Genomic DNA, 10,708 nt, shown 5'->3' with positions numbered 1-10,708 from the left:
TCGGTACCGCCGGTCGGATCTTCACGTGGGTGGCGCCCAGGTTGAGACTGTCCAGGTAAGGTGCTGGCTGTGGGACTAGGATGCTTGCATGGCTACCATTCATGTTCGCGAGGTCTCCGAGGAGACCGTCACCGTCCTGAAGGTGCGGGCTGTCCGAGCGGGGCAGTCTCTGCAGGCCTATGTCCGTCAGCTGCTGGAGGGGGAGGCGGTCATGCTGACCGCTGAGGAGGCCGCCGAGCAGGCGCGTTCCATCGCGGCACGGGGCGCGGTGACCGTCACCGACGTGGTGGACGCCGTCGCCGAGATGCGCGCTTCCCACGCGTGATTGTTCTGGACACCTCCGCTTTGGTCGAGTTCCTGGTTGGTTCGGATTCTGTTGCGGAGAAGGTGCGTGCGGTTGCTGCTGGTGAGCGGCTGGCCGCGCCGTATGCCGTCGATCTCGAATGCGCCTCGACGTTGCGAGGCCTGGTGCGTGGGGGAAAGCTGCCTGCGGACGAAGGGGCACGTGCTCTGGATCTGCTCGGTCGCATGCCGCTGAGGCGTTTCGATCATGTGTCGCTGCTTCCGCGGATCTGGGCGCTTCGGCACAACATGTGGTCGTATGACGCTGCATACGTCGCGCTGGCGGAGGTGTTGGGCGCCGAGCTGGTGACGGTGGACCGAAAGTTCGCCGGTACGCCCGGTCTGATGTGTCCCGTCCGCGACCTTCGAAGCGAACAGTAGAGCTCCGGACACCTCCGTGGCCTTGCATCAGGTCTGTAGTACGTTCGGCCTGCACGTCGGCGATCCAACCGGAATCTTGGCAGAGCCCCTTTACGTACCCGCCCAGACCCAGCTCTGCGACGAGGGCATCGACGTCGGTGCGGGACGGAGCGATCCACAGCCCGGGCAGGACCGGGCCGAAGCCCGCCCAGGTCAGGCGGGAGCGCAGATCGTGCGTCTCTTGCCCTGAAGAGGCGCGGTCGGGACAGGGCGCGGGATCAGCACGGGTCGCCCGGTAGGCCGCCGGCGAGGTGCCCTGGTTGGGTCCTTTTCCGTGGGCCCCCGCCGAACCCGCCGGGCGGTGCGGCCGGAGACGGCCGCGGCCTTCGATGCTGTCCTGACCGCCGTCCGGGCCGGGACCCTCGTCGTCATGCCGGCCTGCCGGCTGATCGCGTCGACGCCGGAGATCGAGGACGGTGTAGCCCTTTTTTTCGTTTCCTCCCAGAGCTTGGCCGCATTGGTCTGCCCGGCCGCCCACTGCTCGTCGAGATGGGGTCCCCAGGTCCCCGACGCGGCTCGCGGTTGCCGCCGCGCGGGCAGACCCGGCCGTCGTGGGTGGTCAACCGCGTGCAGGTGGGATCGCGAAGGTCAGCCGGTCGATGGGTTGGGGGTCCGGGTGACTGTGCCGAGCCCATCGGCGCCGACGGTGACCGCCGTTTCCTCACACCGAGTGTCGGTGACGGGCTGTGGTTTGCCGTCGAGGTCGAGCACGGGGGTCGCCTCGGTGTACCAGGATTCGATGACGGCGTTGCCCCAGAAGTCGCGGCGGCGGGGGTCATGCACGTTCCAGCGGAACGTTTCGTGGTCGGGGTCACCCGTGTAGTAATCACTGGTGTAGATCTCGACCCGGTGCCCGTCGGGATCCCGGAGGTAGACGTAGAACGCGTTGGAGACGCCATGCCGGCCGGGCCCGCGTTCAATGTGGGTTTCCTGGTGCAGCGAGCCAAGGATGTCGCACATCCGCAGCACCTGGTGTGACTCGTGGGCGAAGAAGCCCAGGTGGTGCAGGCGGGGGCCGGCGCCGCCGGTGAAGGCGACATCGTGGACGGTCTGTTTGCGGTACATCCAGGCGGCGTAGAGGGTCTCGCCGTCCTCGATGGTCTCGGAGCAGCGGAAGCCGAGCGCGCAATAGTGCCGGAAGGCGGCGGGAATGTCCGGGACGACGATGTTGAAATGGTCGAACCGGGCGATCTCGGCGCCGCGGCGCAGGTCGTAACGCTGCACCAGGCGCTCGGCCCGGGCTACCTGGTGGAAGAACTCGACGGTGAAGCCGAGCGGGTCGGTCACCCGCACCGCCTCGCCGATTCCCCGAGTGGTGCCGGCGGGCAGGCGCAGGGTGCGGCAGCCCAGGTGGTCGAAGAACGCCTCGGCCCGGTCGAGGTCGACGGCGCTGCGGACCCGGTAGGCGAGGTGGGAGGCGGCCGGGGCAGGGCCGGCCCGCAGCACCAGGTTGTGGTGGGTGAGCTCGTCATATCCACGGAGGTAGAGGGCGTCCGGTTCGGCGGCCTGCACGACCATGCCGAGCAGGTCCACCCAGAACCAGCGGGCCCGGTCCAGGTCGGTGACCACCAGTTCGGCGTAGACCGACCGCACGACGTCGGGCGGGGTGAGGTTGGTCATGCCGATCACTTCGCGGTCTGGTCGTCGTCGGGCGGCGGGCTTTGCTCCGTCGCCGGCAGGCCGAACCGGGGGGTGTGCGGGTCGCCGAGCGTCAGGTGCACGATTCGGGAGTCGGTGAAGAAGCCGATGCTCAGCTCGCCACCCTCCTGGCCCATCCCACTGGCCTTGGTCCCGCCGAACGGGGTGCGCAGGTCGCGGACGTTGTGCGAGTTGAGCCAGAGCATCCCGGCCTCGATGAGGTGCGCGACCCGGTGGGCGCGCCGCAGGTTGGATGTCCAGACGTAGGCGGCCAGGCCGTAGCGGGTGTCGTTGGCCAGCCGCACCGCTTCGGCCTCGTCGTCGAACGGGGTGACCGTCACGACCGGCCCGAAGATTTCCTCCTGAAAGATCCTCATAGTTGGGGTGACGTCGGCGAAGACGGTGGCGGCGAGGTAGTTCCCGTCCGGCAGGTGATAGGGGCGGGCACCGCCGGCGACCAGCCGGGCGCCCTCGGCGCAACCAATGTCGACGTAGTGCAGCACACGTTCGTAGTGCTCGGGGTGGACCAGCGCGCCGATCTCCGTCCCCGGATCGGCGGGCAGCCCGACCTTGATGGCCTGCGCCCGCGCGGCGAATGCGGCCAGGAACTCGTCGTACCGGCTGCGTTCGACCAGGATCCTGGAACCCGCGGTGCACCGTTCGCCGTTGAGCGAGAACACCCCGAACAGGGCCGAGTCCAGGGCGCGGTCGAGGTCGGCGTCGGCGAAGATGACCACCGGTGACTTGCCGCCGAGTTCCATCGAAAGGCCTTTGAGGAACGGCGCCGCGTTCGCCGTGATCGTGCTGCCGGTGGCGCTTTCCCCGGTGAACGAGATCAGCGGCACGTCCGGGTGCCGGACCAGCGCATCACCGGCCTGCTCGCCGATGCCGTGCACCATGTTGAACACCCCGTCGGGGACGCCGGCCTCGGCCATGATCTCGGGTAGCAGGCTCGCGGACAGCGGGGTCCATTCGGCCGGCTTGAGCACGACCGTCGCCCCGGACGCCAGCGCCGGGGCAAGCTTCCAACTTTCCAGCATGAACGGGGTGTTCCACGGGGTGATCAGCCCGGCGACCCCGCGGGGCTTGCGCACCACATAGTTCAGCTGGGTGGAGCCGACCCGGTAGGCGTTCTCGTGCAGCGAGCCGATCAGGTCGGCGAAGAACCGGAAGTTCTCCGCGGCGCGCTGCGCCTGGCCCCGAGCCTGGGTGATCGGCAGTCCGGTGTCGAACGACTCCATAGCGGCGATCCGGTCATCGCGGGCCTCGATCCCGTCCGCGATCCGGTTCAGCACTCGCGCCCGGACCCGGGCCGGCAGGTCGGGCCACGACCCGTCGGTGAACGCGGCCCGCGCTGCGCCCACCGCGGCCGCCACGTCCGCGGCCGAACCCGCTGCCACCTCGGCGTACGGAGCGTTCGTGACCGGGTCGGCGACCGGGAAGGTGGCACCGTCGGCACTGTCCACCCATCGGCCATCCACGAAATGCTGCAGCCGGGACGGCAGCGCGGAGGGCGCGTGCGCGGCACGCGGACTGGAGCTGATGGTAGTCATCGGATCAAAGGTCCAATCGTTGGGATGGTGCCCGGCTGGGGCCGGTAGTGGCCGGTGGTTGGAGACCGGAGCGGCGATGCGGGGTAGGGATCGGCTCGTGCGGCGGGGTCGGACGCGGTGACGGCCAAGCGGCAGCGACGGTCAGGAAGCGACGGGTCGGGCGGCCGCGGGGGAGGTGACGGCCGCGGCCGCACCGGAGCGTTCCGCGTCCGGCGAGCCGGCCAGTTCGGCGCCCTCGGCGAGCAGGGCCCGGATGCGCGGCAGCGCGGCGTCGGTGACCGGCACCAGCGGCGGCCGGACGTGGTCGGACGCCAGCCGGCCGAGCTGGGCGAGCACCCACTTCGCCGGCGCCGGGTTCGTCTCCACGAACAGCAGGTCCACCAACGGGTGCAGGCGGTAGTGCAGGTCTCGAGCCTTCTCATGGTCGCCGGCCATCCAGTACTCGTACATCTGCGCTACCGCGGCCGGCGCGATGTTGGCCGTGGCGCTGACGAAACCGGTGCCGCCGAGCGCGAGCAGCGGCAGGCACAGCAGCTCTATTCCAGACCAGACCAGCAGGTCCCGGCCGCAGGCGTGGATGACGCGGGAGAAGTGCTCGAAATCTTTGGTGGTCTCCTTGATCCCGACGATGTTGTCGTGATCGCGGCGCAGCCGCGCCACGGTTTCCGGGGCGACCTCGACGGCGGTGCGCGACGGCACGTTGTAGATCACGATAGGTAGCTGCGGGAACTCGGCGGCCACCATCGCAAACCAGTTGTAAAGGCCCTGCTGGGTTGGCCGCGCGTAGTACGGGGTGATCACCAGGACCGCATCCGCGCCGAGGTCGGCGGCCGCCGCCGTCAGCTGCATGGTCTCGTCCAGCTTCGCCGAACCGGTCCCCGGCAGGAACGGCACCCGGTCGGCCACCTCGTCTGCCACCACCCGCATCGCCTCGATGCGCTCCGCCACGCTCTGCGCGCTCGGTTCCCCGGTGGATCCGCCGATGGAGATGCCGTGCGAACCGACCGCCAGCTGCCAGCGCACCAGACCGCGCAGGCCGTCCAGATCGAGCGCACCATCCGGCCTGAACGGGGTGACCACCGGGGCGATCGAACCGCGGATGGACGCCGGGTTGCCGCGAAACCTCACGAGCCTGCCTCTCTGCCGCACCATTGCTCGTACGCCGCCTGCCAGGCCGGCCCGATGGGATAGAGCCCGACGATCGACTCCCCGGCGGCGACCTGCTCTGCGATGAACCGTTCCTGACGTTCCTGCTCGGCCGCGTCCGCGGCCACATCGGCGGCGAGCGCCGGCGGCACTACCAGCACTCCGTCGGCGTCCCCGACCAGCAGGTCCCCCGGCGCCACCAGCGCACCCGCGCAGGCGATCGGAACCCCGATCTCCCACGGCACGTGCCGGCGGCCCAGCACCGCCGGATGGGCGGCCGCACAGTAGACCGGCAGGTCCAGCTCGGCGATGGCGGCGCTGTCCCGCACCGCCCCGTCGGTGACGATGCCGGCAGCGCCCCGCCGGGCCGCCCGCAGCGCGAGGATGTCCCCTATCGTCCCGGCGTGCGGCTCACCCCGGGCCTCGATCACCAGCACCTCGCCCGGTTGGATCTCCTCCACGGCGCGTTTCTGTGCGTTCATCCCCGTCGCCCGAGCCGGGAACAGATCTTCCCGCAATGGCAGATACCGCAACGTTTGCGCGACACCGACCAGCCGTAACTCCGGCCGGGTCGGGCGCAGCCCGTCCAACGTGACTCCCTGCAGGCCGCGCTTGCGCAACTGCGAGCTCAACGTCGCCGTCGAAACCCGCCGCAATGTGTCCAGCACGTCCTTGGCTATGGCCGGGGCCGCGAATGGCGCCGCGGCCGGGCCGAACGCGGCGATCCGCGCTTCCGCGTCCGCCCGCGGCATCGCCCCGATCGGATCCAGCTCGACCTCGTCGTCCAGGACCGGGGTACGTAACCGCCCGGTGCACATCGCGCCCGCACTCACCTCGACCTCAACCAGGTCGCCGGGCCGCACTACCGACGATCCCGCCGGCGTGCCGGTCAAGATCACATCTCCCGGCTCCAACGTCATCAGCCGGGACAGGTCGGCAACCAGCAGGTCGAAACCGAAGCACAGCTCATCCATCGACGCGTCCTGCACCACCTGGCCGTTCACCCAAGTGCGCAGCCGTAGCGCGGCCGGGTCGAGCTCCCGCGCGTCCAGCAGCCGGGGCCCCACCGGCGTGAAACCGTCCGACCCCTTCGATCGCACATTCGACCCCCGGTCGGCGTACCGCAGGTCATACACACCCAGGTCGTTCGCCGCCGTCACCCATCGCACCCGCGACCAGGCTCGCTCCCGCGGTACCCGGCGGGTCCACTCACCGATCACCAGCGCGATCTCACCCTCGAACGTCAGCAGCTCGCAGCCCCGGGGTCGGACAACCGGCGTCCCATCCCCGGACAGCGACGACGGCGGTTTGAGGAAATACGACGGGAAATCGGGTATTCGGCCCCGCTGCGCCGCCCGGCTTGCATAGTTCAGATGCACCGCCACGATCTTCGACGGCTGCATGATCAGCGGGTTGACCATGAGCGGACCCCTCCCAGTTTAGGTGCGGTGGCAGGTACCAAGGTGCACAGATCAGATATGATCAAGGTCATCGCGACGGCGAGGGTGTCGACGTTGATTGCGGCGTGACATTGAAGTCCTCCTTACCCAAGCTGTACCCAAGCTGTTCGTGGCATCTCCGGCGCCGACAGGGTCGTCAACGGAATCATATATGGTTCTGAGTATCGTTGCGCCACTGTCCCTGCAGCGCTGGCGGTCAGGCCGCCGGCGGGGTCTCCCCGGGCTTCGCGGCCAAGGCTGCATGGCAGAACCGGACGAACGCCTGGACGCGGCGGGTGGCGCGAGCCCGGGTCGGCCGGGCCAGGACGACGGCGACCTCCCCCGGCCCGCTCTCGATGGGGCGGGTGACCACCCGGCGCCCGTCGTAGGTCACGTCGGTCCGCGGGCGCTGGATGAGCAGCGAATACCCCAGGCCCCGTCCGACGAGGGACCGCACCAGCTCGACGTTCCTGCTGCGGTAACGGACCCGGGGCGTCAGCCCGGCCGACTCGAACACCATGGTCGTGTGGTGCACGCTCGGTGGGATGTCGAGCATGACCAGCGGCTCGCCGGCAAGCTCCGCAAGGTCGACCTGTTCCAGCCCCGACAGCCGGTGGCCGGCGGGCAGGACCACGTGCGGACGTGCCCGGTACAGCACCTCGGTCGTGGTGCCGGGCACGATGTCCTGGTCGTACATCAGCGCCACCTCGCAGTCACCGGCGGCGAGCAGGCCCTGCAGCTCGGTGAGCGAGCCTTCGACGAAATCGAGGTCCACGCCGGGATGCGCGGCCTGGAACCCTTCCAGCAGCGGCGGGAGCACCAGCGGCGCGAGCGGGCTATAGCAGCCGACAACGAGCCGCCCGACGAGTTCCTGTCCGAGGTCGTGCACCCCCGACTGCAGCTCGCCGGCGGCCCCGAGGAGCGCGCGTGCCTCGACCAGAACGTGGTTGCCGGCAACGGTGAGGGCCAGTCCCCGGGCTGGGCGTCGCAGCACCAGTTGTGTGCCGAGCGCGCGCTCCAGCTCCGTGATCGCCAGGGACACACCCGTGGCGGAGACCCGCATCCGGGCGGCAGCCCCGCTGATCGTGCCGGCCTCGGCCGCCGCGACGAAGTACTGCAGCTGACGGAGCGAGAACCTGGGCTCATCCATAAGTAAAACCTTGCTTCCTCTGCAAATACTGATGCTGGACAACAGGATGTGACCGTGACCACGATGCTCCCGTCAAGAGCGCCCGGAAGCCGAGGGGAGCGCACCAACAAAGATGGCCGTCGACACCGACCACTTGGGCACCCGGATCCGCCTCGCGGATCTGTGGGCAGACCCGTATCCGATCTACCGGGAGCTGCGGGCCCGGGAGCCCGTCGCCTGGGTTCCGGCCGCGAACCGCTACCTGGTGACCCGCCACCGCGAGGTCGTCCACCTGGAGAAGCATCCCGAGACGTTCAGCGCCGCCGAGCGGGACTCCTTGATGATCCGGGTCATGGGCCACACGATGCTGCGCAAGGACGGCGCGGCGCACGCCCGGGAACGGGCGGCGGCCGAGTCCGTGCTGCGACCGCGGACTGTGCGGGACCACTGGACCCCGATCTTCCAGCGAAACACGGACGACCTGATCAGCCGCCTGTACGAGCGGGGTGAGGCCGACCTGTTTCGCGAGTTCGCCGGGCCACTCGCCGCGACGAACCTGGCCGCCGTGCTCGGATTTCGCGATGTCAGCGCGGCGGACCTGCAGGAATGGTCCCAGGCCATGATGGACGGCACCGGCAACTATGCCGACGACCCGCAGGTGTGGCGCCGGTCCGAGACCGCGGCCCGGGGCGTCGACGACGCGATCGACGCGGTGGTCCCGTACCTGCGGCGGTCGCCCGACTCCTCCTTGATCTCGGCGATGCTGCACGCCCCGGACCCCCTGTCGATCGAGGAGATCCGCGGCAATGTCAAGATGTTCATCGGTGGCGGGCTGAACGAGCCGCGCGACTCGCTCGCGGTCGGCGCCTGGGCGCTGCTGCGCCATCCCGACCAGCTGGCCGCTGTCCTCGCCGACCCGTCCCTGTGGCGGAAGGCTTTCGAGGAGACGGTGCGCTGGGTCGCTCCGATCGGCATGTACCCGCGGCAGACCACCCGGGAGGTCGAGCTCGGTGGCACGCTGCTGCCCGCAGGCGCCCGGCTCGGTGTCGTCCTCGGATCGGCGAACCGGGACGAGGAGGTCTTCCCCGACCCCGACCGGTTTGACGTCTCGCGCCGGCACAACAACCACATCGCCTTCGGCGGCGGCCCGCACTTCTGCCTCGGATCCTGGATCGCCCGGGCACAGGTGAGCCAGGTCGCCTGGCCGACGCTGTTCGGCCGGCTGGGCGGACTCGAGATCGTCCCCGCCGAGCCGGTCCGGCTCGGCGGATGGGTATTCCGCGGCGTACTCAATCTGCCGGCCCGCTGGCGGCCCTGACCCGCGCCCGCAAAGCCGCAACGGACGCGAGGAGCCTCCCCATGCCAAAAATCACCTTCGTAGGCCCCAACGGCGCGAGAAAAGTCGTCGACGCGGACCTCGGCGCGAGTGTCATGCAGGCCGCGGTCAGCCACGGCGTCGAAGGCATTCTCGGCGAGTGCGGCGGTGCGGCGATGTGCGCGACTTGTCACGTATACGTCGACGCCGAGGACGTCGGACGGCTGCCGGCGATCAGCGCTGACGAGGACGAAATGCTCGACGCCACCGCCTCCCCCCGCACCAACACCAGCCGGCTGAGCTGCCAGATCACCGTAGCCGAAGGTCTTGATGGCCTCGTCGTTCAGGTTCCAGAGGAACAGATGTGACCGGTCATGCCGTGCCCGGACACGCTCCCGGTACCCGCCGCGGGGTGCTGATCGTCGGCACGGGTCAGGCCGGAACGCAGACCGCGATCTCATTGCGCCAGCGTGGGTTCGATGGGCCCATCACAATGGTCGGCGAGGAACACGGCCTGCCCTATCAGCGTCCGCCGCTTTCCAAGGCGTTCCTGACCGGTGAGCACGACCGGGCGCTGCCACTGCGGTCGGAGCGATTCTTCAGCGACCATCAGATCGAGCTTGTCCACGACACGAAGGTCACCTCGCTCGACTGCGCACTGCGCCGGGTGAGGCTCGCATCCGGTGCATGGTTGCACTTCGACCACCTGGTCCTTGCGGTGGGAGCGCGCAACCGTCCGCTCCCCGGCCTGGGGACTGACCTGGACGGGGTGTTGTCGCTACGCACGGTCGCCGACGCGGAGCAACTCCGGGACCGGATGGCCGCCGGCCCCCGGGTACTCGTCATCGGCGCCGGCTTCATCGGCCTGGAGTTCGCGGCGGTCGCCGTCCGCCGGGGTCTGGAGGTGACGATTGTCGAAGCCGCAGGCCGGCCGATGGCGCGGGCCGTATCGCCGGTCGTCTCCGCCCATTTCGCCAGGGAACACCGGCGGCGCGGGGTCCGGCTGCTGGCCCGCCGGACGGTGACCCGTCTCATCGGAGATCGCGGCCGCGTCGTCGGCGCGCAGACGGATGATGGGGAGAGGCATCCGGTCGACCTGGTGCTGGTCGGCATCGGCGTGCTGCCGAACGTGGAACTCGCCGCCGGCGCTGGCATCGCGGTTGGCGCCGGCAGTGCGGCCGGCCCTGGGACGGCCCGGCAAGGAATCGGCGATGGAATCATCGTGGATCGGTATCTGCGCACGTCGGCGACCGCTGTCTCCGCGGTAGGTGACTGCGCCCGTTTCCCCTTCGCGCGGGACGGCGGGGCGATACGGCTGGAATCCGTCCAGAACGCGGTCGACCAGGCCCGCTGCGTGGCAGGCCGGCTGACCGGTCAGCCCGAACCGTTCCACGCCGTGCCGTGGTTCTGGAGCGACCAGGGCGGGACGAAACTTCAGATCGCCGGGTTGATCACCGGCCATGACGAGACCGTGGTGCGGGGCGACCCGGACAGCGGATCTTTCTCGGTCTTCTGCTTCCGTCCCGGCCGGCTGCTGGGAGTGGAGTCCGTAAACCGGCCGGCCGACCACCTGGCGAGCCGGCGTCTCCTGGCGGGCAATATCACTATTTCCCAGGAACAGGCTGCAGACCCGGACGTCAACCTGAAGGCGCTGGTCTGACGCGGGCATCACCACGCCCGAGGTCTTGCCTGGACTGCTGGTGATGTCATAACTGGAGCTCTCGTG

General features: G+C 69.6%; 10 protein-coding genes and 1 pseudogene. 5 read left to right on the top strand and 6 right to left on the bottom strand.

Features of this window, described 5'->3' with window-relative positions; all coding sequences use genetic code 11:
* Positions 1-88: 88 nt before the first annotated feature.
* Entirely contained in the window at positions 89-325 is a 237-nt protein-coding gene (locus U9980_RS04620; protein WP_322766833.1) for a FitA-like ribbon-helix-helix domain-containing protein, read from the top strand.
* Entirely contained in the window at positions 322-723 is a 402-nt protein-coding gene (locus U9980_RS04615) for a type II toxin-antitoxin system VapC family toxin (RefSeq protein ID WP_322766832.1), read from the top strand. Before U9980_RS04620 ends, U9980_RS04615 begins: the two co-directional genes overlap by 4 nt.
* A gap of 97 nt (positions 724-820) precedes the next feature.
* Here U9980_RS04615 and U9980_RS28415 read toward each other — a convergent pair.
* The 6 genes and pseudogenes from U9980_RS28415 to U9980_RS04590 all read right to left on the bottom strand — a co-directional run.
* Positions 821-1,240 (bottom strand): annotated as a pseudogene (locus U9980_RS28415) (hypothetical protein); the annotation flags it as partial.
* A 110-nt stretch (positions 1,241-1,350) separates the two neighbouring features.
* A complete protein-coding gene (hpaD, locus tag U9980_RS04610; protein WP_322766831.1) occupies positions 1,351-2,382 on the bottom strand; it encodes a 3,4-dihydroxyphenylacetate 2,3-dioxygenase in 1,032 nt (343 codons plus the stop codon).
* A gap of 5 nt (positions 2,383-2,387) precedes the next feature.
* Positions 2,388-3,953, bottom strand: coding sequence for a 5-carboxymethyl-2-hydroxymuconate semialdehyde dehydrogenase (hpaE, locus tag U9980_RS04605; RefSeq protein ID WP_322766830.1), 1,566 nt, complete (start codon positions 3,951-3,953; stop codon positions 2,388-2,390).
* A gap of 141 nt (positions 3,954-4,094) precedes the next feature.
* On the bottom strand, positions 4,095-5,081 hold the full coding sequence (dapA, locus tag U9980_RS04600) for a 4-hydroxy-tetrahydrodipicolinate synthase (protein WP_322766829.1): 987 nt from the start codon (positions 5,079-5,081) through the stop codon (positions 4,095-4,097).
* Positions 5,078-6,520: a fumarylacetoacetate hydrolase family protein gene (locus U9980_RS04595; protein WP_322766828.1), complete on the bottom strand. Its 1,443-nt coding sequence runs from the start codon at positions 6,518-6,520 to the stop codon at positions 5,078-5,080. Before U9980_RS04595 ends, dapA begins: the two co-directional genes overlap by 4 nt.
* A 235-nt stretch (positions 6,521-6,755) precedes the next feature.
* Positions 6,756-7,688: a LysR family transcriptional regulator gene (locus U9980_RS04590; protein ID WP_322766827.1), complete on the bottom strand. Its 933-nt coding sequence runs from the start codon at positions 7,686-7,688 to the stop codon at positions 6,756-6,758.
* 112 nt (positions 7,689-7,800) lie between these two features.
* On the opposite strand from U9980_RS04590, the gene U9980_RS04585 reads away from it, so the two are divergent.
* Genes U9980_RS04585 through U9980_RS04575 form a run of 3 tightly spaced genes read left to right on the top strand, consistent with a single transcriptional unit; the run spans position 7,801 to position 10,642 of the window.
* Positions 7,801-8,985, top strand: coding sequence for a cytochrome P450 (locus U9980_RS04585; protein ID WP_322766826.1), 1,185 nt, complete (start codon positions 7,801-7,803; stop codon positions 8,983-8,985).
* A gap of 41 nt (positions 8,986-9,026) precedes the next feature.
* Complete coding sequence (locus tag U9980_RS04580; protein WP_322766825.1) at positions 9,027-9,350, top strand: 2Fe-2S iron-sulfur cluster-binding protein; 324 nt, start codon at positions 9,027-9,029, stop codon at positions 9,348-9,350.
* Positions 9,347-10,642 carry an NAD(P)/FAD-dependent oxidoreductase gene (locus tag U9980_RS04575; RefSeq protein WP_322766824.1) on the top strand — a complete coding sequence of 432 codons (1,296 nt, stop codon included), beginning with the start codon at positions 9,347-9,349 and terminating at the stop codon, positions 10,640-10,642. The genes U9980_RS04580 and U9980_RS04575 overlap by 4 nt, the downstream gene beginning before the upstream one ends.
* The last annotated feature ends 66 nt before the right edge of the window (positions 10,643-10,708 follow it).

This window comes from Protofrankia sp. Cr1 (assembly GCF_963555865.1).
In the GTDB taxonomy this organism is placed as follows: Bacteria; Actinomycetota; Actinomycetes; order Frankiales; family Frankiaceae; genus Protofrankia.
The sequence above is the reverse complement of the archived record's forward strand: the minus strand, read 5'-3'. Positions and strand labels throughout refer to the sequence as shown.

Coding starts and splice junctions, on each gene's coding strand:
- U9980_RS04595 (WP_322766828.1), bottom strand. CDS start 6,520: ATGGTCAACCCGCTGATCATGCAGCCGTCGAAGATCGTGGCGGTGCAT.
- U9980_RS04620 (WP_322766833.1), top strand. CDS start 89: ATGGCTACCATTCATGTTCGCGAGGTCTCCGAGGAGACCGTCACCGTC.
- hpaD (WP_322766831.1), bottom strand. CDS start 2,382: ATGACCAACCTCACCCCGCCCGACGTCGTGCGGTCGGTCTACGCCGAA.
- U9980_RS04590 (WP_322766827.1), bottom strand. CDS start 7,688: ATGGATGAGCCCAGGTTCTCGCTCCGTCAGCTGCAGTACTTCGTCGCG.
- hpaE (WP_322766830.1), bottom strand. CDS start 3,953: ATGACTACCATCAGCTCCAGTCCGCGTGCCGCGCACGCGCCCTCCGCG.
- U9980_RS04585 (WP_322766826.1), top strand. CDS start 7,801: ATGGCCGTCGACACCGACCACTTGGGCACCCGGATCCGCCTCGCGGAT.
- U9980_RS04580 (WP_322766825.1), top strand. CDS start 9,027: ATGCCAAAAATCACCTTCGTAGGCCCCAACGGCGCGAGAAAAGTCGTC.